Origin of the sequence: Rothia sp. HMSC065D02, assembly GCF_001815285.1 — a bacterium.
Lineage (GTDB): Bacteria > Actinomycetota > Actinomycetes > Actinomycetales > Micrococcaceae > Rothia > Rothia dentocariosa.
On sequence record NZ_KV820074.1, the window covers coordinates 104717 to 127917 of the forward strand.

A 23201-nucleotide genomic window follows, 5' to 3' on the forward strand; every position below is an offset into this window, starting at 1 on the left:
CTGCCCTGGAGGCAATGCAATGCGCTTCTGGAGCGTCCGAGACTCTGAAAGGTATCCATGGGAATTTTTAATATTCAGTCCCTCAGGGACAAATATCTGTCTGACTCTGGTGTACCTGCCGGGCAGGATAACCGTGAGTCCCCCTCCGCCGATACCGCTTCCGGACGCCGCCGAGCAGGAGGCTCCTCAAGGTCTTCCCTTCAGGACGGGGTCGCACGTTTGAGCGCGCGACACGACCTGCCCCAACGTTCCGCACGCAGCACCTCCCGTAGGTCACAGGATCTTCCACAAGAAGTACGCTCGCTCGCTGCTCAAAAGAGGAAAGCGCGAGAGGACGAATCCCGCTCCCAGGGTTTGCATCACACTGGGCCGGTAACGTCTAGCATTAACATACGCGCGGCACGCGATATTGCGGTCGCCGAAGCAGAAGAACGGCGTGCTGCAGAACGTGCTGCCGCTGAAAAACAGGCCGCAGAGAGGCGGGCGCAGCAGGCAGCCGATGCTCGCCGCCGTGCCGCAAGCATACTTTCTTCCGCTACGGGGGCACAGCGTTCCGTGGGCGGCAACCGTAAAAATTCTCAGGCGGCACCGCAGACGCAGTCAAGCCCGATGGTTCGGAAAACTAGGTCGATTAACATCGGCGAATTCCACGGCAAGATTTCAAAGCGTAAAAAGAAGCCAGAGCAGCAGATCACCAAGCCGACGACGAACAGCGCAGAGCTGGATCAAACGGTTCTCATGGATACCAACGATGTACAGGCTGCGGCGCAGCGTTACGCAAAACAGCATAAATCTCAGCAGCAGACTCCTCGCGTGGAAAATACTGCTGCGCGTACAAATTCTCCGCGCCCGAAGACCGCGCGGATACCCATAACCCAGCGTTCCACCTCGTCCCGTTCACAAGCACCCGGCGCAGCTGCGGCGCAGAACAAGCGCCCCAAGTCTGGCACAGCGCCGCAGAGGTCAGCTCAGGCGCGCACCGCATCCGCAAAAACAACCGGCGCAAAAAAGGTACGCCCCAAGAATTCGATTGCCAAGAACCCTGCAGCTCGGAATGCTGCCTTGAAGAATACGGTGCGCACCAACCTTGCGCGTCAAGCAAATGAGCAAATGGCGCAGCGCCAGCAGAGTCCTTCATCGGCGCAGCAGAACCAGAGCCAGCACACCCAGCAGCGCGCCCAGGCACATCAACCGCAGCGAAGGACCCACCAACAGCCAAGGCCCGCTGAAGTAGCTTCGCGTTCCTCGGTGCAGTCTAAGCCGGTTCAGTCGCATCTTGCGCAGTCCGACCCTGGCTACTCCCCCGCCAAAATTGTTGCCGCAGCGCAGGCTCGCGCACGTCAAGATGCTCAGACTCATAAAAAGCCTGAAACTCCCCAGCAACAGAGCACGGCATCAGCATCTACAGCAGCAACCCATAACCCGTGGAACAGCATTCCCACACCCCAGAAAAAGTCTGCTGCCGCTAATCCGTGGAATAGCATTCCGGCAACATCCAAGCAGACCCCGGAGGATATTCCAACGAGGCAAAAGCAGAGCGAACCCTCTATCAGCGAGAAACTTGCGAACAAGCCCGAGTTCGCGGGCTTCGATATGGAGAAGCTTCTGCAGCCCGGGTATAAGCCGCAGACCCGTAAAGAGGCAATCGCCATTCGCCGCGCACAGGAAGAACTGAATCTTCACAGTGGAGAAAGTCAGCAGTCTCAGATAGAGGAAACGCAGCGCCAGGAAGATGAAGCAGCCCGGCGCGAACGCGAACGTGCGGAAGTTCACCGTCAACGTCTAGAGGCTCGCCGTCGCCGAGAGGAACAGGCTCAGCGCACGCGCGCTGAAAAATCCAATGCCGGGCAGCAGAACGAGCAGACTCAGTCTGAACGAGAACAGCGCGAGCAGAATCAGGCTCAGCTGGCGCGAAAACTTGCTCAGCGTGATAATGCTGCTCGTCCCACGTCTAACGAGAGCACCCGCACAGAGCCCTCGCGGCCCGCTCACCAGACCTTGAAAGTGCGTGATGGCGCAAACAACACGCTCTCCACTTCCGCCCAGGATGCGCAGGATACGGATACGCAGAGCATCCAGCCAACAGCTCAGCCGACGGGTTTCCGTTCGGCTCCTGCTCAGGCATCTGTGCATCCGACAGCTTCCGTCCGTCCCGTAAAACGCGCAGCATCCCATGCCTCTCCGTTTAAGCTCGCGCCGGGCGAAGTTCGCTCGGGCGTGGTGCGCAGGCGCAGGCTCGCTCCCAGGCTCCAAGGGCCTATGGAAGCGGTCTTCGTGTGCACAGGGAACGTAGCGCGCAGTGCGGCGGCAGAGATTATTGCAAGCCAGCTCTCCGAAGAATACGGTCTGACCGACGACTGGATTTTCACCAGCGCCGGAACTTCGGCACTTTCGGGCTCGCGTGTATACCGTCACGTGGGTAAACAGCTTGACGAGCGCGGCTACGATATTTCCGGGTACCGCGCCAAGCAGCTCACCGAAGACATGGTGGAACGCGCTACCCTGATCCTGGTGGCGGAGGCGGAACACGCCGATTGGATTATCCGCGAATGGCCGCAGTACCACCACAAGGTTCATCTCATCAAGCAGGTAGCTAACCTGAAGCAAGAAATCGGTTCCGAGGCAGAACCGATCTCATACCTGTACAGCCATAATCAAGCACCGCGCTCAAGCGACAACATTGGTGATCCGTACCGTCAGGGTAAAGAGGCGGCACGCATCGCGGTCGATGAGATTGAAAACTCGCTCTTCGAGATTCTGCCGTGGCTCTCACAGGCACAGGTGCAGAACTAAAACAGCAGATTATGAGGTGCATAGCCTCTAAGTAGTTAATATCCCCGTCTGAGCGCTAGCGTTCTCAAACGGGGATATTTTCTCGATCCAATAACATCAACCCCGTGTCCGAACTGTCGAAGCTCGGCCACGGGGTGAATGCGATATATACGATTTAGGCGTGATCGTTGAATATGTTGGTCACGGATCCTTCGTCGAAAACCTCACGGATAGCACGTGCTATCAGCGGAGCAATCGATAGAACCGTCAGATTATCGAAAGACTTCTCGGCAGGCACGGGCAGCGTGTTAGTGACAACCACTTCGGAGGCACCGCATCCGGAAAGGATATCGACGGCTGCACCGGAAAATACGGGGTGGGTTGCCGCGATAATGACTTCTTTCGCGCCTTTATCCTTCAGAACCTTAACCGCACCAGCAATGGTTCCGCCGGTATCAATCATATCGTCGATCAGTACGCAGGAACGCCCTTCAACGTCGCCCACGACGGTTTTCGAGACGGCGTGATTCGGCACGTTAATATCGCGTGTCTTATGCACGAAGGCCAAAGGGGCACCGCCGAGCAGGGCAGCCCAATGCTCAGCCACGCGTACACGACCGGTATCCGGGGAAACGACGGTCACGTTCTCGGGGTTCTCAACGCGCCCGCGAATATAATTCGCCAGAACTGGGACAGCAAAGAGATGGTCGAGCGGACCATCAAAGAAACCCTGAATCTGCGAAGTATGCAGATCGACGCACATCAGGCGGTCCGCGCCAGCGGTCTTGTACAGATCGGCAATCAGACGAGCCGAAATAGGCTCACGTCCCTTATGCTTCTTATCCTGGCGGGCATAAGGGTAGAAAGGCGAAACTACGGTAATCGAGCGGGCGGAGGCACGCTTGAGCGCATCAATCATAATGATCTGTTCCATCAGCCATTCGTTGATGGGCGCCGGGTGCGACTGAATCACGAAAGCATCGGCGCCGCGCACAGATTCCTCGAAGCGCACATAGGTCTCACCGTTGGCGAAGGTATACGCAGAGGTCGGCAGCAGGTCATGCCCCAGTTCAGCAGCGATTTCTTCGGCTAGTTCCGGATGCGCCCGCCCGGACACCACTGCCATTTTACGCATCCCAGGATTGGTAATCTCGCTAGACATGATTGTGTTCGCTTTCCTTGTGAACTCGGTGTGTAAAAACTACTCCTGCGCGGCCTCAGCAGCCTGTGCAGACTCGGTTCCTTCACGATTTTTTAGAACCCAGTCATCAATATTGCGCTGGGAAGTCTCAGAAATAGCGAGCGCACCCGCCGGAACATCCTTGCGGATCAGGGCTCCCGCACCGGAATATGCGCCGTCTCCAACGGTGACAGGTGCCACGTAGATGCCGCCCGAGCCCATGCGGGTATGCGCGCCGATAACGGTTCGGTTCTTAGTAACCCCGTTATAGTTGGCAAAAATGGATCCCGCACCAATATTGGCGCCTTCGCCGATTTCGGCATCCCCTACGTAGGTGAGGTGGGGTACCTTGGCGTCCTGTCCGATCTGTGAGTTCTTGGCTTCGCAGAAGGCCCCGAGTTTTGAGTTTGCACCTAAAACGGTACCGGGACGCAAGTATGAGAAGGGGCCTACGGTGGCGTTTTCGGCGATGGTTGCACCAAAACCGTGGCTGCGGATGACGGTGGCACCAGATTCAATGGTCATGTCGTTTAGAGTCGTGTCCGGACCAATAGTTGCACCGGTGGCGACCGATGTTGTCCCGTGCAGCTGCACGCCGGGCAGCAGGGTTGTATCGTTTTCAAGGGTAACGGTTACGTCGATCCAGGTGTTGCGCGGGTCCACGATAGTTACACCATTACGCATATGTTTTTCCAGGATGCGTTCGTTGAGTTTACGCCCAAGCTGCGCAAGCTGTACGCGGTCATTCGCACCTTCAACCTCCCAACGATCCTCAATAGCGAGGGCGGCGGTGCGGTGCCCCTTATCGCGGGCTATAGCGAGCACATCGGTAATGTATTTTTCGCCCTGCGCGTTGTCGGTCGTGACCTCTAATAGGGCTTCACGCAGAACCTTGGCGTCGAAAGCGTAGATACCCGAGTTGATTTCGGTAATCGCCAGCTCTTGGGGGGTTGCGTCTTTGGCCTCCACAATGGCGGTAACTTCGCCCGCCTGGTCGCGCACGATGCGCCCGTAGGCACCGGGCTCTTCGATATTGGTGGTGAGCACGGTAACGGCGTTGCGTCCCTCTTCGTGGAAGTCCATTAGCTCGCGCAGGGTTTCGGCGCGAAGCAGGGGAACATCGCCGTAGGTGACCAACACGGTACCATCAACGAGATCGGAATTATCGAGGGCATTAAGACCGACTTCAACGGCTCGACCGGTGCCGGGGATGTCGTCCTGATCAACGATGGTGACCTGGGCATCAAAGTCGAGAATATGCTGGGCTACCTTATCACGCTGGTGCCGCACCACAACGGCTAGACGCTGAGGGTCTAGGTCTCGGGCGGCAGCTACGGCGTGTTCCACCATGGAACGGCCGCCTATCGCGTGCATAACTTTGGGGGTAGCAGATTTCATACGAGTGCCAGCTCCCGCAGCCAAAACAATAACAGCCGAAGGTGCCTTCCGATTTTCTGCGTTCACCTAGATGTCTCCTTGTTAGGTGTGGGATATAGCCGGAAGTCTACCCCCGAACTATTCGCTCCGCCACCAGGATTCGAACCTAGACAAACGGCTTCAAAGGCCGCTGTGCTGCCATTACACCATGGCGGATTATCCGCATGAACACCCGTCGGTTTGACGGACAAAGAAACGGATACTCCATAGTGTAGCAAAAATAGCAGCGTTCTCACACACGCCGCTCTGTGCCATCGTGAAGCCCTAATTTTTGCATTAACACGGTGCCTGTGGTGCCTCAGATGCCCTGGGATTTATCTCTCACCGGCGTGGTTTTCGCCGGATTTATACGAAGACTTCCAGGCGTGTGGGAGTCAGGCGTTACCCTGGATATGTGGCACATTTACTTGGCGGCGAAGCGCTGCACCTTCAGTTCCCTACCCGCACTATTTTCGAGGGGGTGACCGTCGGCATTAATGAGGGCGACCGCATCGGTATTGTGGGTCGCAACGGCGACGGTAAATCCACACTCATGAAGATTCTGGCGGGGCATCTTGAGCCGGACTCCGGGCGCGTGACGGCGCGCGGTGGCACGCGCATCGGGTACCTGGATCAGTCCGATGTCCTCAACGATTCCCATACGGTCGGTTACGCCCTGGTGGGCGATACTCCAGAGTATGAGTGGGCCTCCCAGCCGCGTATTCGTGATGTTATTGCCGGTTTAGTGCCTGATCTGCCCTGGGATGCGCCGGTTTCTTCACTCTCGGGCGGGCAGCGCCGCCGCGTAGCGCTGGCTGCTCTGCTGATACAGGAATGGGATGTGCTCATGCTGGATGAGCCCACCAACCACCTGGACGTGCAGGCAATTACCTGGCTTGCACATCATCTGAAAAACCGCTGGATCAAGAACGCGGGCGGCTTGCTTGTGGTCACTCACGACCGCTGGTTTCTTGATGAAGTCAGTACCGATACCTGGGAGGTTCACGATAATATCGTGGAACCATTTGAGGGCGGGTATGCGGCTTACGTTCTGCAGCGTGTGGAGCGCGATCGGCAGGCGGCCGCCGCGGAAGCGAAGCGCCAGAACCTGATGCGCAAAGAGTTGGCGTGGCTGCGTCGCGGCGCCCCAGCGCGCACCTCGAAACCGAAGTTCCGTATTGATGCGGCGAATGCCCTGATTGCCGATGTGCCACCGGTACGTAATACCGTGGAACTCAAGCAGATGGCGGTTTCCCGTTTGGGTAAGGATGTGGTGGATCTTGAGAACGTCTCGGTCACCTTTGAGGATTCTTCACTGCCCAACGGCAAACGTGAGGTGCTGCGTCGCGTAACTTGGAGGATTGCGCCGGGTGAGCGCACCGGTATTTTGGGCGTGAATGGTGCCGGAAAATCGACCCTGCTTGCCTTGGTCACCGGCTCTTTGGAACCGACTGAGGGGGGCGTGAAACGCGGTAAGACCGTCAAGGTTGCCACCCTCACCCAGCAGCTGGATGAGCTTAAAGAGGTTGAGAACGACCGCGTGTCTGATGTGATCGGCCGCAAGAAGCGCAGCTATATTGCCGACGGTAAAGAGATGTCACCCTCGCAGATGTTAGAACGGCTAGGTTTTACGAGCGCACAGCTTTCTACCCCGGTGAAGGATCTATCGGGTGGGCAGAAGCGACGACTGCAGCTTATGCTCATTCTCTTGGACGAGCCGAATGTGCTGATTCTGGACGAGCCTTCAAACGACCTGGATACCGATATGCTGGCGGCGATGGAGGATCTGCTTGATACCTGGCCCGGCACCCTGCTGGTGGTTTCTCACGACCGTTACCTCATGGAGCGTGTGACCGATCAGCAGTATGCGGTGATTGACGGTTCCTTCCGGCATCTGCCCGGTGGGGTGGACGAGTATTTGGCACTTTCTGCAGCGGGTCGGGGCGGTTCTGCCGCCGGTGTTACGGGCGCTGCATCCGCTCCAACAAAAAAGAATGATTCTTCGGTTTCTGGCGGCCAGGCTGCATCAACGAACCCTGATCCCAAGAGCACACCGAAAGTATCGGGGGCGCAGGCACGCGCGGCGCAGAAGGAATCCGCCGCGATTGAGCGTCGCCTCGGAAAATTGGGCGAGGAACAGAGCAAGCTCTCCGAACAGATGAGCATGCACGACCCCGCCGATTACGCCGGGCTTGCCGACCTGGGGCAAAAACAGCAGGCGCTTCAGGATGAGATCGACGAGCTTGAGATGCGCTGGCTGGAGCTCTCAGAACTCCTCGGATAGCCGCTCCCCTACTAAAAGAGCCTTGATGCGAATAAAACGGGTTCCTCAACGTTGCATTCACTATCAAGGCTCTTTTTATAAACTCGGGGAAACATCCGCAAGTTCCACAGCCATAGCCTTTAGGTCCGCATCCAGCCGGGGGCTGCGCAAACCCGCAGCCTGAAATAGCTCGGTGAAACGGTGCCGCCAATCTAGTCTTTGCAGCGCCATACGCACCTGGTTGCGGCTCTGCTCAGGTGTCCATTCGCTCACAAGTTGCGCCACCGCATCCAGCCCGGCGTGAGCATCCTGCGGGTCAATATCGACGGTCGCTCCATCCCACAGTATCTCGCGCGTGCTTTCGGTTTTAGGCACCTGCCCCACCACGGTCGCCCCGTGGGCGAGCGCGTCCGTCCAGCGCCCGGTAATGTACTCCTTGTTTGGGTGCGTGTACGATGCGGGGCTCACCAAAGTACTAAAAGCCAGTACAAACTTGGCGTCCGCGAGTGCTCTCTGCAAAGACTCGATGGATTCTTGATCGGTTACGCCGAACGGCGGGCGCCCCGCGAAGGTTATTCCCACTTGCCGGGCAAATTCTGCGGTGCGTTCATCGTCGTCATAGGCGGAGGGTTGGCGCCCCACACGAAGTATATCGGTGGTTTTCGGATGCGCCAGATGCTCATCGAATTTACTCCACACGTCTGCACCCCAGGGAAGCACCCGCACGTTTTTAACCCCGGCGCTGCGCCAATCGTGCACGTCGTCGCGGTCCGCCACAAAAACGGTATTATAGGTTCCGTTGGTGGCGATGGCGGGAATGCGGTCATCCCAGAAACTATCGATAACCCACCCGTAAACCCCAGCATAGCGTCGTGCAGCGAGGCGTGGCTGCACGATAGCGTAAAGCTGTCCGGGGTCGCTGGCGATAACAAGGGCGGTACGTCTTCCGCCGGGAATACGCGGCAGGCGCCCCAAAATTTTGGTGGCGGGTTTGAGCGATGCGCTCGGGTCAGGGGTGACGATGCGCGCGTCCAAGTACGATGCCATCAGGTGCGCCATCTCATGGATGGGCGCCCACCCGGCGCCTTCGGGAACGCCTACGATAATATCTACGTCGTGGGGCATGGGGTATTCATTTCGTGCGAGTTCGAGCGGGAATAGGTCGCGCGTAATTTTGACCTGAACTATGCAAAATGTGCGTCATCACACCGCGCGATATACCACTTAGTATATACGTTTTTAGGTATCGTCCGGGATACTTGGTAATCACCATGACGGAGTGGGTTTTATATCACAGACTATTGAGAGACACGGAGGCAATACTCAGTGCATCATAAATTCCGGGAGTGTTTTCTTCATGTGGATGTGCATAAACTGATCCCGTATAAAGAAAACACTCTCGCATTGCTCCCTACCAAAAAACACTCCGCTGACCGCCGCCTGCAGGTAGGCTACAATATCTTCAGACGGGCTTGCCACGGTGGTAGAGCCGCATAGGTCACACTCACTCACACGAATTCTCATGATTCAGAAACTCAAAGATTTGAAATACCGCCTGCATCTTATGCGGCGAGAACGCACAAATGCGCAAAAACGACGTGAACTCACCAAAAATGGCATTGTTTTTGGTGCCGGAACATATTGCGATCCTAGTTCCACTATTATGCCTAAGGTCGTAATGGGCACGAATTGTTTTGTCAATAAAGAAACTTTGGTGGGCGCGCATACGACTCTGGGAAATAATGTTTTTCTGGGGCCGCGCGTCACCATTTTTGCCGACACCCATGAATTTGGTTCTGCCGCTCAGCGCGCGGGAGCAAATATTACTCGTCCCGTACACATCAAAAACGGCACGTGGGTGGGGCAAAACGCTGTCATTACCGCCGGGGTTACGATCGGCGAAGGATGCGTGATTGCCGCCGGTGCCGTGGTGGTGCACGATTGTGCTCCCCATGGCGTGTATGCGGGCGTTCCGGCGCGGCGCATCCGTGACCTTGATACCGAAGGGAACTCGTACCCGGTAGCCGAGCAAGTGAAAGGAGACCGGTCGTGACTCATCCCGAGCCCGTAGCGGCATCCGTCATCATTCCGGTGTATAACGGCGCCAACTACATTACGCAGCAGCTTGATGCACTCGCAGCCCAAACCGGTAACCCTAGTTTTGAGGTGCTCATTTGCGATAACGGCAGTACCGACAGTACCAGCACCGTGGTCGAAAGCTACAGTGCCCCCTATCCCCTGCGGGTAATAGATGCATCCCAGCGTGGCGGAGCCAGCCACGCCCGCAATATGGGGGCGGTACAAGCCGCAGGTGATATCCTCATCTTCTGCGATGGCGATGATCTTGTAGAACCTGACTGGGTGGCTTCACATCTGTACGTACAAAACCTATATTCCCCTGTCATAGCAAGCGGGTCTCTGCTTCATGACCGGGTTAATACTCCCGAAGTTCTACAGGCTTACGGTCTTGAACCCGGCGATGATCAGAAGACTCTGAGCACACGCACCAGGATTTTCTACGACGATGAGCTCACCCCCTATGCTGGTTTTCTGCCGACGGTTGCCGGGGGTAATTTTTCGATTCCTCGCCGCGTATATCTTGAGGCCGGGGGTATGGATTCTTCGTATAAGAGTTCCGAAGAGACCGATTTTGCCTGGCGAGTGCAGCTTGCAGGCGTTCCGGCGGCGCTCACGCACGGGCCGCTTCTGCACTATATTCTGCGGGATAAACCTAAACGCATTTTTCATCAGCAGCGCGCCTACCAAAAATACAAGGTACTGCTGTGGGTACACTATCGACGGCATGGAATGCGCGGTCCCAGTACGAAGGCGTCTATCCTGGAGGTTCTGCGGCAGGCCCCTAAGCTTATAAACCCTGCAACCCGTTTTCGGGCGGCGTATCTGGCGGGCGGTAACCTTGGGGCGCTGGAGGGTATTCTTCAGTACCGCATTCTCAAGCGTATTCCGAAGCCGCTGCGGCTGGATACTGCGCCTATTAGAGGATTAAGGGACTATTCCTAAGGAATTAGAGCATCGCGGGGGTTTGGGTGGCGATCGCGTGACGGCCTCGGCGGCGAAGTGCTGCGGCGAGTTCATCAGCTGCGGTCGCGCCCTCCGCAAGAATAGCCACGGTAGGCCCTGACCCAGAGACAAACGCCTCAACCATGCTCTCATTATCCATGGTTAAAATAGTTTCAAGATCGGGTGTTAGGGTCACGGCTGGGCTCTGCAAATCGTTGCGAAGCTGCCTGCCAATTTCGTGGATGCGCGCAATCGGCGCCTCCGTCTGGGTTAGCGCGTGCAGCAGCCCCGAAGGAACCTGCAGCTCGCCAGCTTCGGGGTAACGTCCGGCGGCGCGTCCCTCATCGAGCTCGCTAAATACCTGCGGGGTCGAGAGTCCCTCCGAGGCGGCGACCAGTACAATATCGAGCGGAATCATGTCTTCAGGCAGCTCCACGATGCGCAGCTCGGTTCCGGTGCCCTCCCCCACGGCTAATCCGCCCAGCGGGAACGCGGCACGCACCACAAAAGGCACGTCGGCACCCAAAGGCGCAGCTAGGGCAAGCAGCTCTTCGAGTCCGAGGGTACGTTCGGTAAGCCGCTTCTCATAGAGATACTGATCGACGGCAAGAAGCGCGGCGGCGGCATCTGCCGAGCCACCCGCCATGCCCCCGGCCACGGGAACGGCCTTATCGATATGCAGGTGCAGGTTCAGATCGTTCACGGTGAGCCCGTGCGCCTGCACCATAGAGACGGCTGCACGATGCGCCAGGTTCGACTCGTCCAACGGCACCTCGGCTAGATCAAATTCTCCGGCACGGTGCTGCTGATCGACCAGGGATTCGGACACAATATCCAGGCTCAGGGTAATTCCCGGCTTCTGACCATCACGTGCGGTTACGGTTTCGTAGATATTGACCGAAGAAAAGAGCGTGGCGAGCGGATGGTAGCCGTCTTCGCGGGGGTTACCCACGGCAAGATAGAGATTTACTTTGCCGGGCGCTTTTGCCCGAGTTTCTAGAACATGCATTCTTTATCCATCTCCGGTTTCCCGGTCTTAACTTTCATCCGCCACTAAAGCTGGCACCCGATGCGCCGCCTGGGCAATCCGAATATACCCGTGAATATCTAACTTTTCGCCACGCTCAGTAGGAGTAATGCCCGCCTCGGTCAGGATCACTTCGGCACGAGCACCGGAACCAGCCCACGAAGCAAGCGCGGCCCGCAGGGTCTTCCGCCGTTGGGCGAAAGCAGCGTCAATCACGGTAAAGACTTCGTCGCGGTCAATATCGGCGAGCGGCTGCGGGCGCATCCTGAAACCCACAAGCCCGGAGTTAATCTTCGGGGCGGGCCAGAATACGTTTTTACCAATAACCCCCGCTTTAAAGACCTCAGCATACCAGCTTGCCTTCACCGAAGGAACCCCGTAAATCTTGGATCCGGGTTTCGCCGCCAGACGATCGGCAACCTCATCCTGCACCATCACCAAGGCGTGGCAAATGCTCGGAAATTGCGCGAAAAGGTGCAGAAGCACCGGAACCGCCACGTTATAGGGCAGGTTAGCGACCAGCGCATCCGGCGTGTGGGGAAGCTCAGTCACCTTGAGAGCGTCCATAAGCACCACATTAACGTTTTGTGCCTTATCGGGGCGGAATTTGGCGATAGTATGCGGTAGCTGCTGCGCCAATGGCGGATCGATTTCAACCGCTACAACCTGGCGCGCGGCATCTGCCAACCCCAGGGTGAGAGAGCCTAGTCCGGGACCGATTTCGAGCACGGTTTCGTCGTCGGTAATATCCGCTGCGGTAACGATGCGGCGAATAGTATTCGGGTCAATCACGAAGTTCTGCCCCAGGGTCTTTGTAGGGCGAATGCCCAGCTGCGCGGCAAGGTCGCGGATTTCTTGGGGACCCAGCAGGGGTTTATCGCTCAGATTTTCTCTCACCCTATCTATTCTACGGAAGGTTGCAGGTCTAGGTCGAAGGACGCTGCTCACTGGTGCGGGTAGTTACTTGAGAACTCTGCGTTTCTTCCGTATCTGCCAGAGAGTAGATTTGACGATGTTTTGGGCGTTCTTCAAGCGAGCTTTGGGGGCGGCGTAAATCCGCAGCTTGTTAAGGAGCGGCTGTTTTTTTGTCTGGTTTGCTTTATGGTACACAAAATGCGTCCCGTCTTCCTCGATAAGACTATTTCCTGTCCAACCGCACAGTCCTGGCTGCACAACCTTAATATCCACCCCAAAATCAGCGGCGAAAAGGGGCCAATCATCCGCCAGCCAGTATTGTGAGCCGCGCGCATCAATCTGCTCAATAATTTTCTGCGCCGCCGACCGAGAGATCAGGTACAGCCCTGTACAGGCAGTCCAATCACTAGCGCAGTACCCTAAACGATGACGGCCCCAAATAAACGGAGAAAACAACGACAACCGGGGATAAGGAGTGCGGGGGTTCATACGACCCATCTGGGTGGACCAGCCATCCGCAAAATTCACCACACCAATGCTGCGGGATTTTTCAATAACCCGAGAGACAATTTCATCAATGGAGGCGTGTATCAATGCATCGTCCTCAGCAACAAGCGCCCATTCTTCCCCGCTTTCTAGAAAATCACGCCACACATAAGTATGACTCAAGGCGCATCCTACTTCCCCGGGACGGGCTAGACGGCCTGCTCTCTTCTCAAAATAGACAGCATCAAATTCAGGGCTTTCCCCAGGAGCAGGTAAAGCACGCCCATCTATTCCCCAAAATATATCGAAACCTGCGCTCCCCGGGGCATTGAAGAAATGCTCAAGGCGATTTTCGTCCTTAAGAGCAACAACATATTTTTTCATTTTTCCTCTTTATATTTGAAACGGCAGCAATTTACCGGTACCCACCAGGGTACGTTCCAAATTTCATATCTTTAACAATTTTTATACGGTCAATATATTTAAGGCTTAGGGGGCTCGTGATCCTTCCCGCCAACTCAAGCCAGGGAATAGGATACTCCGGCATATACCCAAAAGCTTGAGGATCTCCGTAGCTCTCCAACAAGGATGAAAAATAGTCCATCCTACGGTTTAATTCGGTAAGCCATTCATCAGTAAACCTGCTATATGGTTTACACCCAAAAGCAGACATATTCACAATCGATTTATAATAGTTACGCTGGTCTTTCCCCAATACCCCACTTGCTGGTGACGAATTCCGGGAATTTTTTTCATGCGGCGCGATCACCCACATATCTGGGGTAGCATTAAGCTCCTCAAGAAGAGGTAACCAGGGCTTATCCATAGGTTTTATATCCATATAGACACCACCGTGATGGTGCATCAGGTAGGCACGCATATAGTCGGAACGCTGAATGTAGCTCAACTTCACGTATGAAGGGTGTAAAGGATACCCAGGAACTATATAGTCATCCAGATTATCTGGAGTCACCAGAATAACTTTACTCTCAGGGTTAGTGGAGCGAATAAGATTAAGTGATTTCCGACGGGCAGGCGTTATTTCGTTATCTCCTGTCCACACTACAAATATCTGGTTAGGGGCATCTCGAAGATTATCTTTAGGAAGTTGGGAATCGTAGAATAAGTGATTAACAGAGAAGGTACTAGAGTTTGGCACAACAACATCACCAATACGATGAGTGTATTTCTCAAGGTCATAAGAATATGGGTTTTTCTGCGAGTACCAACTGCGCATCTTATCTATCCCCGCGCCATCTTTGACATAATTAATCCATATATAATGTTTTATTCTTTTTGAAAAAGAAATGATTGACACAGCTTTACCCTAGTTCTCTCACATTAACATGCTATTGATACGTTACGGGATAGAAAGCTATTTATCGGGATACCACATCGCACAAAGACAAAATTTACTCCAGAAATTATGAAGTAAAGCCTTAAGGTGAAATATAGTATCTATCATAATAGCATATACGCGTGATAGTTCATGCAGGCTTCGACAAAGGTGGCACAAAAAATACTTATACCTTATGCACTGATCGTTACCATCGTCTAGAACCCCTCAATTCCCCAGCTACCGTACACACGCATCGAGTTCGCGCGGATAATTCGGCACAGGTCCTCTAGGTTCTGCTCGCGGTGCGCCGCCATGAACCGCACCGTATAGTTCGTCATGTACGAGGCATTCGGGCGGCCCCTAAACGGGTGCGGGGTCAAAAAAGGCGCATCCGTCTCGGCAAGAATCAGCTCAGGGCGTGCCATACGCAACGACTCCTGAATATCCTTCGAGTTTTTGAAGGTCACGGTTCCGGCGAAGCTCATGTACCAGCCCTGCTCATTGCACATGCGAGCCAGTTCAGCCCCGCCCGAGTAGCAGTGAAATACAGTACGCTCGGGGGCGCCCTCCTCAAGGAGGATGCGCACTACATCATCGTGCGCCTGCCGGTCATGAATCTGAAGCGCCAGATCGTGCTTCTTCGCCAGGCGAATATGCTCGCGAAAGCTGCGCTGCTGGGCCTCGGTGCCCTCTTCCCCGGTGCGAAAATAGTCGAGCCCGGTCTCGCCGATAGCTCGCACACGCGGTTCGGCGGCGAGCACATCCAAGGTCTCCAGAGCCTCATCAAGGGTACCGGAGGATTCCAGTTCGGGGGCGGTGTTGGGGTGAACGGCAACCGCCGCCAAAACCCGCCGGTCGGCGCGGGCGGCGGCAACCGCATACAGCGAGGAGGGAATATCGCAGCCGACCTGCACAATGGCACCTATGCCGAGTTTTTCTCCGGTATCGAGGGCATCCCGGGCAGTAATTTCTACTTCGCCATCAAGCAGGTCCATATGAGTGTGGTTATCGACGATGGCGTACGGCAGAGGCTCGGGTGCAGGCGGGAACACAAGGTTGCGGGACCGTCCGTCATCGCCCTTCGTGGAGCGGCGTCGGGTGCCTTCACCCGAAGGTTCCTGTGCTATGCCTCCCCCGGTCTCGTCCCGGTAAAGCTCGGCTCGGTAGGGCGCGGGAGTTTGCCCTTCTTCGATCTGCCAGCCATGCGGAAGCACGCTCGCCGTCAGTTCTTCTTCGCTCGGCATCTTATAGTGTGCCAAGGTTGCAAGGGAGTCTAAATATTCCTGGGTGAGTTCGGTTTGCTCGGAGTGGCTATGGCACACGGTATTCTCCTGTGGGCTGTGTTGAGGTGTGTTTATACGTTTGCATTTCGAGCGGCGAGGGCGGCTTCATAGAGTTCTCGTTTGGAGGCACCCGTTTCGGCGGCGACTGCGGCGCACGCATTTTTGAGGCGTTCCCCCGCATCCACCCGTTCGAGGACGAGACTTACTACGTCTTGCGCCTGCGGAGTTTCGGGAGGCTCGGCGCCAGCAACCACAATCACGATTTCGCCGCGCACCTGGGTTGCGTGTGCCCAGTCAGCGAGTTCGTTCAGGGTGCCACGCAGGGTTTCTTCATGCAATTTGGTGAGTTCGCGGCATACGACGGCACGCCGTTCTCCCCCGAAAACCCGGGCAAAATCTGTGAGTGTGGCGTCTACACGATGCGGCGATTCATAGAAAATCATGGTGCGCTCTTCCGCCGCCAGGGAGTTCAGCCTTCTTGTACGTTCTGAGCCTTTACGCGCCAGAAACCCCTCAAAGGTGAACCGTCCGGTGGGCAGTCCCGAGAGCGCGAGCGCGGTCAGTGCCGCCGAGGGACCGGGGATCACGGTCACCGACAGGTCGGCGGCGGCAACGGCGGATGCAGCAACATAGCCGGGGTCTGAGATGGTTGGCATACCGGCATCCGAGAGCAGCAGAACTGTGTTCCCGTCGCTGACCGCTTGCACGAGCTGGGCACTGCGTTCCGCCTCGTTATGGTCGTGATTTACGATAATTCGTCCCGTAGTGTGCACTCCCAGCCCGGAGGCAAGGGTGCGGAGCTTGCGAGTATCTTCGACGGCGATCACATCAGCGGTAGCGAGCGCCTGCCGTAACCGGTCGCTGGCATCTGAGAGGTTGCCAATAGGGGTTCCGCCGAGAATGAGAATACCTTCCTCACGCTCATCAGACGCTAGGGGCTGCATTGTTGTATCGGCGGAGGTGGTACTTTGTGTATCGCGCTCATACATTTCGTTTTCGCTCACTCCCCCAGTGTATCGTGTGTGCTTTTCATCTCGGAGGTGCTCTATGCCGCCATAGCGCTTAGTTCCGCATGATGCCGGTGTAGTTTTATAGATTTTATATATGGTCTGAGCCAGATTTTTGTGGTTTCAGGTATTTTCAAGAAGACGTGGAGGCTTACACCCTATAGGATTGATAGGTGATGTTAACCGCTAGTCTTTCTTTTACGAAGTCCAGAGTGCAGTACTCTCTGTCGAATCTTTTCGAGGCTCTGGGCGTCGCCCGTGTTTCGCTACCCCGTTGGGGCTGGCTTGCACCGACCCTGATTGTACTCTTAGCGGGTGTGCTGCGTTTTTATAACCTGGCACACCCGAATGCAATTGTCTTTGACGAAACCTACTATGCCAAGGACGCCTATTCGTACCTGCACTACGGATATGAAGTTTCGTGGTCGAGCGGCGTGGATCACGCATTCGCTTCGGGGGATTTTAGCGGTATCTTGCCGAACAGCCCCGAGTATGTGGTGCATCCGCCCCTAGGTAAGTGGATGATTGCCTGGGGAATGGCGATTTTTGGCGAGAACGCCTTCGGCTGGCGTGTGAGTGCCGCGATTATTGGTACGCTCTCGGTGGCACTTCTGGCGGTTGCCGGGTGGCTCATGTTCCGTTCGGTCACGGTTGCCTCTATCGCTGCGCTGCTGGGTGCCGTTGATGGTTTGATGTTTGTGGAATCCCGTCTGGCGCTTCTCGATATTTTCCAGATGTTCTGGATTTTAGCGACTTTTGTCTGTCTGCTTCTTGACCGACAAGCGGCACGCAGAAGGCTCGCGGCGAATGTCATGAAGATTGTGGATGCGCACGGCGAGTCGGGCTTGCAGAAGGTTGTTTTCGGTCCCGGCTCGGGTTTGCATCTGTGGCGTCTTGCCGCCGGTATTTGTGCCGGTGCCGCCGTAGCGGTGAAGTGGAACTCGCTGTTCTTCATTGCTGCAATGGGTGTGCTGACGGTGTTTTGGGATATGAATGCGCGGCGCATCCTAGGGTTGAAAAATTGGGGTATTGTCGCTCTGATTCGAGAGGGTATTCCTGCGTTCATTCAGATGATTGGCGTGGGTCTTATCGTCTATCTGACCACCTGGATTGGTTGGTTTAAGTCGTCAAACGCTTTCTACCGCCACTGGAGTAATCAGTTCCCCGATTCGGGTGCTGTGAAGTGGCTTCCCGAGGATTTGCGCCTACTCTGGGAGTATCATACATCCGCGTTTAAGTTCCATTCGGGGCTCAGCAGTGAGCATCGCTACGCGTCGCAGGCTTGGCAGTGGCTTATTCTGGGGCACCCGACGTCGTACTACTATGAGGCGCCGAAGTTTGGTGAAAAAGGATGCACGGCACTCAACTGTTCGCAAGCTATCCTCAATATTGGTAACCCGCTGATCTGGTGGGTGTTTATTCCGGCGATAATTCTCGCCCTAGTCATTTTTATCCTGAAGCGCGACTGGCGTTTTGGGGCTCTTCTGCTGGTTTTCGCCGCAGGCTATCTGCCGTGGTTCCTCTACCCGAACCGCACCATGTTCTTCTTCTACGCTCTCTCCTTTGAGCCTTTCCTCCTCATACTCTTGGCGGGTTGTTTGGGCGTACTTTTGGGGAATCGTACCAGTTCCGTCAGACGCGTGCGCGTGGGCGTTTTGTGCGTAGGTATATACCTGACGGCGGTTCTGCTGGTGAGCGCATACTTCTGGCCTCTGTGGACTGGGCAGGTTATCCCGTATGAACAGTGGTACGGGCATATGTGGATTCCAACCTGGATTTAGCGGAGGCATTCCCCTATACCCGGATCCAATCAGGATGCCGTACGAAAAAGGCTCTTGAGGCGAATAAGGTGTTAGAAACACCAATTTTATTCACCTCAAGAGCCTTTTTATGCCGTAGGGACGTGTGCCGGGTACCCGCTAAGCCTCGGTATCGCCGTCACGTTCGGCGCGCATCGCCTTGATTTTCTGGCGAATCTGGTAGCGCTCCTTGTAGTACCGATTTTCCTTCACGAGGCGGTACCGTGTGGGCCAGGTGAACGCCAGCAGCACACCGATTATCAGCAGGGTTATCACCACGATGGCGAGCGCCGCGTCGATCCAGAATTGCGGCGGGTATAGGCGAATGAGCGTATCACTCATGCGGAATTGCCAGTTGCCCTGCGGGAAGAAGGTCGTGTGGAAGGTGGTAAAGAGCCATTCCCAGCTGGTGGCGCCTATGATACCTAGCACCACAAGCATAATAACGGTAACCCAGGCACCGGTATACAGGCTGCGGCGAATAGTGCCGGGGGCGCGCTCCTTCAGCGAAATACTGCCGATTAAGGCCAGCACGCAGAATACCGCCACGGCGATGGTTGCGAAGAGCAAGACTCGTTTGACGTCGTGCATATGCTGAATTTCACTCTGGAGGAATGCCGGGGTGTTTGCCGGTCCGGTGGTGGCTTTCGCCAGGTAGTCTTCGGGGGCTAGGTTGGTCACGTAGTCCAGACCATAGGAGCCTAACCGCATGCGTTCGGCGAGGTCGAATCCGTAGCTGTCTTCGGGAAATCCGGGCCTGCGGTATTCCAGCCAGAGGAATGGTGCGGATGCGACAGCCCGAATAGCGACCATAAACGAGAGGAGCGGTACCGCTGCCGTGATGAGGGCGGCACGGAGCTTGAGCAGGCGTGGGCGTTCGGCGGCGGCTTCTTGTGCTGCATCTTCTTCCCACGTATTTGAGGTTTCAACGGTACGAGTTGTTTGCGTGCGGTATTTAGGGCGTGAACTCAGCGAGCCGGTTGAGATTTTTGTTCCCTTCTCCACGGTCACTAGGGTGGATTTTTGGGGTTTGTTATCGGCATCTTGACTGGGTTCTGAGGCGGGTGTATCCGGCGCAGCTGCCTTTTCAGCCGGAGCCGCGTCTTCGTTCTTTTTCTCGTCAAACTTCTGCACTAAAGTACTGAGCGTGGGGTGCTTCGGAGATCCCTTTGCCTCGCGGATAAGAGGAACAAACCCGGTCGAGACGCTGGTGTAAGTACGTACCCGCTGCCCTACGCTTTCCCCTTCCTGCTGACTCGTGTCATGTGCGCCGGATGCTAGATCGCTGGGAATATCGGGGTTGTCTGCAAAATCCGGAGCTTCGGTGTACATCTGTGCCGATACTCCCAGCAGTGATTCGGGTGTTCTTTGTGTTGCGGGGGCGGAAGCACGCGCCGCCGCTTCTTCAACGGTTTCGGTGCCGATCGCGGAGCGTAGCGCATCCCAGGCTCTCTGCCCTGAGGATGCGGTACCGCTGTGACTTTCCTGTGCCATAGGTGTCTTTTCTGAATAGAGTGGTATAGATAGGGTGTTTGTCCTATTTTCATAGGAGAAGAACCTTCCGCTGAGCGGCGGAAGGTTCCTATGAAGGTTGTGAGAGGCTGGCAGTACCTCAGGATCGTTCAGCTTTAAGCTCCACCGTGTAGACGACTCGCCATCCTTGCGGTGCGGTTAATCGTGCCGCATGGTAATCGCAAAGATCGTAAGCGTGTGGCTCGCGGTACTCGGACAGCGGGCCAATCGTCGCCGTAGAGTCAGCGTATGAGTAGCTGAGGGTCACCGTGGCTTCATGTTGACAGGTCTGCCGGGAGCAGTGTCTAACTTTCTGCATGGGTACTGTTGTGCCTTCCTAGCGCCTTAGCTTGCCTGCTTACGTAGCCGGCGACGCTCGCGTTCTGAGAGACCGCCCCATATTCCGAAGCGCTCATCATTGTCCATTGCATATTTTAGACACTCTTCACGAACGGGGCACGATTCGCAGACGCGTTTAGCGTCACGAGTAGACCCTCCTTTTTCAGGGAAAAAGGCTTCTGGGTCGGTTTGGGCACACAGCGCATCAGTTTGCCAGGCGAGCTCTCCGTCATCACCTTCAGTTCCGTACATGCCTGCAGCGGCGGCCCACATATCGAGGCCTTCGACGCAGGTAAACATGTTGCCTACCTCAACTGTGGAGGCCGCAAAGCTGCCTTCCTCAGTGGTTGCGTCAGCAACGCTCAGGAACATATTTGCTTGTTCTTCTAGGGATTGCGCGGTTTGCATAGTATGTTGGCGGGTTCCGCCTGTGCGTTCACCGGCGATACCGGTGCCCAGGCGTGAATACCCAGCACAGGTGTATGAACCCATAGTTTTTCCTTCCGTGTTCTCATTGGCTAGATGAGTCTGCGGTGATTCGTTGGTGTGCAAACGAATCTTTTTTGGCTCTGTAGATTTATAGTTTTTGGGCATGAAAGATGTTTCTGCAAATAAACCTACATAACTATTAGAAGGGCGACACGCCCATTCGTCAAACTGGACTTACAACTTTTATCCGTGTATGTGCAGATCACCGTCAAATATTTCAATGTTTATACGGTGTTAGACCACAAATTAATTACTTCATCATGAAAGTTTTGGGCGTTATCTTCTGTATATATCTGTTCCTCCATACCCCCTCCAGAACCCCCGAGATTACGCCTCAAACGAAGCTCTTTCAAACTCCTAAGCACCTAGTCAAAACAGGTTTTTTATATCCTATTCAAAACCTAATCGTGTCACTTATTACATTTTAATAACCCACCTGCAAGATATTTTATGAACTTCACACCCGTAATGCGCCCGTAATATAACTTCAACGTCCTTAAGAGTATATTTGCATCGCACGCAAATTTATGTCTACAAATACTTTCTTCTTCAACTGTTATGACGTCAGGAAAAATATCTCATGATGTGGTCGCGTGTACTGCCGAAAGTAATATCATGCATCGAAATTTTTGGGAGTTTACACACGGTAAAGTTATTCTATGGCTGAAAATTTACTCTCGACCGTGGCAAATGCCCGCTCATTCACGCGTATTTTCGATGCTCTCGCGCGTGTGCAGACTCCCGCCCTTATCTGGCATGCTCGCGGGGGTGAACGCATCGAGCTCTCCGGTCGCGTCTTCATGAATTGGGTAGCAAAGAGCGCAAATCTTCTGGTGAATGAGTGCGAAGTTACCGAGGAATCTGGGGTGCAGATTACGGGTCCCCTGCACTGGCGTTTTCTGGTTCTCGCCTGCGCGACTCTCTACGCTGGCGGCTACTTCGACGATGAAGAACCGCTTGTAGGCGCCTCAGATACCACCGATCATGCTCAGAACCTCAATAACCCCGACTATCTTCTTCTCGTTGATCGCGGGCCTCTCTCGATGCGCTACCTTGGAGACCTTCACGAGGCCGAGTCTGCGACCGATGCCGAAGTTATCGACTTCTGCGCGCTCGTGCGCAGCGAGGCTGACCAGTTCATCGGCTTGCCAGCTTCGACCTTAGCGCCCGTGGGCAATAACTTAACATCGGCAGAGCTAACGGCACAGGTGCTCTCTCGGGCACATGAACATGCTGGTCACGATTACCGTCTTCCTTCAGGGGAACGAGCATTAGCGCTTCGTCTTCACCTTCCCTCAGAGTTCGACTGGGCACCCTCAGCCCTCACGATCGTGACAGAGGCGCTTGCCTGCCTCATCGCGGGTTATGCCGTATTCCTACCCGATCCGCTGGCTGATTTTACCGCTACCGAGTTAGACCCACTCCTCCGTTCTGAGCGAGCTCTAGATCTCACCTTGGACCACCCCTAGAAAACGGCAGCGTAGTTCGCTCAGAGGGTAAAAACACTGCGGCGGATTCTCATAAAAAGAATCCGCCGCTGTATGACAGTCTATTTATTTATGAACGTTTACCGGTAGAGGGCTTATCAACATCGGTAATTTCAACATTCTGTTGCGAACGCTGGGCCTGTGCCGCAGGGTCTACCACGGGAACCGATCCGGTCAACACGCCCGTCGCCTGGTTCAGAATGTACCCCAATTCTTCGTGCTCGGTAGCGTCCCCTTCATCCACCTGTTTACGGTGCTTGCCGTAAACCCAGAAACGGTAGAGGAAGTACCGCAGAATTGTTCCCAGCGCGGTGCCGATGATCGTACCGGAGATAAACGATGCTTCCGGCGAACGCAGCCCCAATACGTAGTTAGTGAAGAACACGCATCCGGCCTCAACCAAAATGCCAAGAATATTCACAAGGGCAAATTCGATGCCCTCACGTTTCCAGTTCTCGGATCGGTCTTCGCGGAAGGTCCACAGGCGGTTCATAATCCATGCAAAGATGGTAGCCACAACGCTGGCAATTACTTTTGCCTTGGTATGTGCGTTCTCGAAAGGACCAAGCATCAGCGCCCACACCACGGCAGCGTTTACCAAGAATGCGGCACCGCCAACGGTACCGAATTTAAGTACCTCTAAACCGTAGGTATTCCACAGTGATTTAAGACGATCACCCAGTGTAGAGCGAGAGTCTGAAGCCATATTCTCCATCTTTTCTGCCCGTTAAGATGACCTGGGCGTCTGTGAGTTAAATTTTGATAGCATCCCTAAAATACTAGTACAGCCGATCCCGTTTTACCTTATTTTATTGAGTTTTATCATGCACTTCCCAGGTTATTTTCAAGTCTGCGGCGCGGAATAC

The 23201-nt window shown here is 55.2% G+C and carries 19 protein-coding genes and 1 tRNA gene; 6 read left to right on the forward strand and 14 right to left on the reverse strand.

Features of this window, described 5'->3' with window-relative positions; translation table 11 throughout:
- Positions 1-57 precede the first annotated feature (57 nt).
- Entirely contained in the window at positions 58-2793 is a 2736-nt protein-coding gene (locus tag HMPREF3016_RS01710) for an arsenate reductase/protein-tyrosine-phosphatase family protein (protein ID WP_053089329.1), read from the forward strand.
- Between the two features lie 154 nt (positions 2794-2947).
- Here the strand turns inward: HMPREF3016_RS01710 and HMPREF3016_RS01715 are convergent, their stop codons facing one another.
- From HMPREF3016_RS01715 to HMPREF3016_RS01725, 3 genes are all read right to left on the reverse strand, one after another.
- Complete coding sequence (locus tag HMPREF3016_RS01715; RefSeq protein WP_048754405.1) at positions 2948-3934, reverse strand: ribose-phosphate diphosphokinase; 987 nt, start codon at positions 3932-3934, stop codon at positions 2948-2950.
- A 39-nt stretch (positions 3935-3973) separates the two neighbouring features.
- On the reverse strand, positions 3974-5416 hold the full coding sequence (gene glmU / locus HMPREF3016_RS01720; protein ID WP_048754406.1) for a bifunctional UDP-N-acetylglucosamine diphosphorylase/glucosamine-1-phosphate N-acetyltransferase GlmU: 1443 nt from the start codon (positions 5414-5416) through the stop codon (positions 3974-3976).
- Positions 5417-5474: 58 nt separating this feature from the next.
- Positions 5475-5545, reverse strand: a tRNA-Gln gene (locus HMPREF3016_RS01725).
- Positions 5546-5783: 238 nt separating this feature from the next.
- On the opposite strand from HMPREF3016_RS01725, the gene HMPREF3016_RS01730 reads away from it, so the two are divergent.
- Complete coding sequence (locus HMPREF3016_RS01730) at positions 5784-7652, forward strand: ABC-F family ATP-binding cassette domain-containing protein (RefSeq protein WP_070739688.1); 1869 nt, start codon at positions 5784-5786, stop codon at positions 7650-7652.
- A gap of 75 nt (positions 7653-7727) precedes the next feature.
- Here the strand turns inward: HMPREF3016_RS01730 and HMPREF3016_RS01735 are convergent, their stop codons facing one another.
- Positions 7728-8756 carry a glycosyltransferase family protein gene (locus HMPREF3016_RS01735; protein ID WP_048754408.1) on the reverse strand — a complete coding sequence of 343 codons (1029 nt, stop codon included), beginning with the start codon at positions 8754-8756 and terminating at the stop codon, positions 7728-7730.
- A 397-nt stretch (positions 8757-9153) separates the two neighbouring features.
- On the opposite strand from HMPREF3016_RS01735, the gene HMPREF3016_RS01745 reads away from it, so the two are divergent.
- A complete protein-coding gene (locus HMPREF3016_RS01745) occupies positions 9154-9684 on the forward strand; it encodes an acyltransferase (protein WP_048754410.1) in 531 nt (176 codons plus the stop codon).
- Positions 9681-10652, forward strand: coding sequence for a glycosyltransferase family 2 protein (locus tag HMPREF3016_RS01750; protein WP_048754411.1), 972 nt, complete (start codon positions 9681-9683; stop codon positions 10650-10652). Before HMPREF3016_RS01745 ends, HMPREF3016_RS01750 begins: the two co-directional genes overlap by 4 nt.
- 4 nt (positions 10653-10656) lie before the next feature.
- On the opposite strand, the gene HMPREF3016_RS01755 is transcribed toward HMPREF3016_RS01750, so the two are convergent.
- The 6 genes from HMPREF3016_RS01755 to rsmI form a co-directional block, all read right to left on the reverse strand.
- Positions 10657-11661, reverse strand: coding sequence for a GHMP family kinase ATP-binding protein (locus HMPREF3016_RS01755; RefSeq protein ID WP_048751343.1), 1005 nt, complete (start codon positions 11659-11661; stop codon positions 10657-10659).
- Between the two features lie 27 nt (positions 11662-11688).
- Positions 11689-12576: a 16S rRNA (adenine(1518)-N(6)/adenine(1519)-N(6))-dimethyltransferase RsmA gene (gene rsmA / locus HMPREF3016_RS01760; RefSeq protein ID WP_239661929.1), complete on the reverse strand. Its 888-nt coding sequence runs from the start codon at positions 12574-12576 to the stop codon at positions 11689-11691.
- A gap of 63 nt (positions 12577-12639) precedes the next feature.
- Complete coding sequence (locus tag HMPREF3016_RS01765; protein WP_004006103.1) at positions 12640-13464, reverse strand: glycosyltransferase family 25 protein; 825 nt, start codon at positions 13462-13464, stop codon at positions 12640-12642.
- A 31-nt stretch (positions 13465-13495) separates the two neighbouring features.
- Positions 13496-14398, reverse strand: coding sequence for a capsular polysaccharide synthesis protein (locus HMPREF3016_RS01770; RefSeq protein WP_048754412.1), 903 nt, complete (start codon positions 14396-14398; stop codon positions 13496-13498).
- Between the two features lie 236 nt (positions 14399-14634).
- Positions 14635-15741 (reverse strand): TatD family hydrolase, encoded by a 1107-nt coding sequence (locus HMPREF3016_RS01775; RefSeq protein WP_070739691.1) that lies wholly within the window; start codon positions 15739-15741, stop codon positions 14635-14637.
- A gap of 32 nt (positions 15742-15773) precedes the next feature.
- Entirely contained in the window at positions 15774-16646 is an 873-nt protein-coding gene (gene rsmI / locus HMPREF3016_RS01780; RefSeq protein WP_070739874.1) for a 16S rRNA (cytidine(1402)-2'-O)-methyltransferase, read from the reverse strand.
- A 239-nt stretch (positions 16647-16885) separates the two neighbouring features.
- Here rsmI and HMPREF3016_RS01785 point away from each other — a divergent pair, with 239 nt between their 5' ends.
- Positions 16886-18490: a dolichyl-phosphate-mannose--protein mannosyltransferase gene (locus tag HMPREF3016_RS01785; protein ID WP_070739694.1), complete on the forward strand. Its 1605-nt coding sequence runs from the start codon at positions 16886-16888 to the stop codon at positions 18488-18490.
- Positions 18491-18628: 138 nt separating this feature from the next.
- Here HMPREF3016_RS01785 and HMPREF3016_RS01790 read toward each other — a convergent pair whose 3' ends face one another.
- The 3 genes from HMPREF3016_RS01790 to HMPREF3016_RS01795 all read right to left on the reverse strand — a co-directional run bounded on the left by HMPREF3016_RS01790 (position 18629) and on the right by HMPREF3016_RS01795 (position 20851).
- Positions 18629-20002 (reverse strand): TIGR01906 family membrane protein, encoded by a 1374-nt coding sequence (locus HMPREF3016_RS01790; RefSeq protein ID WP_070739698.1) that lies wholly within the window; start codon positions 20000-20002, stop codon positions 18629-18631.
- A gap of 118 nt (positions 20003-20120) precedes the next feature.
- Entirely contained in the window at positions 20121-20339 is a 219-nt protein-coding gene (locus HMPREF3016_RS10665; protein ID WP_080513867.1) for a DUF3499 family protein, read from the reverse strand.
- 26 nt (positions 20340-20365) lie between these two features.
- The gene (locus tag HMPREF3016_RS01795) at positions 20366-20851 is read right to left on the reverse strand and encodes a WhiB family transcriptional regulator (RefSeq protein ID WP_102035051.1); all 486 of its coding nucleotides are present in this window, start codon (positions 20849-20851) and stop codon (positions 20366-20368) included.
- A gap of 656 nt (positions 20852-21507) precedes the next feature.
- Between HMPREF3016_RS01795 and HMPREF3016_RS01800 the strand changes: the two genes are divergently transcribed.
- Entirely contained in the window at positions 21508-22317 is an 810-nt protein-coding gene (locus HMPREF3016_RS01800; protein ID WP_070739704.1) for a TIGR03089 family protein, read from the forward strand.
- 88 nt (positions 22318-22405) lie between these two features.
- Here the strand turns inward: HMPREF3016_RS01800 and HMPREF3016_RS01805 are convergent, their stop codons facing one another.
- A complete protein-coding gene (locus tag HMPREF3016_RS01805) occupies positions 22406-23041 on the reverse strand; it encodes a GtrA family protein (protein ID WP_004006095.1) in 636 nt (211 codons plus the stop codon).
- Positions 23042-23201 lie beyond the last annotated feature (160 nt).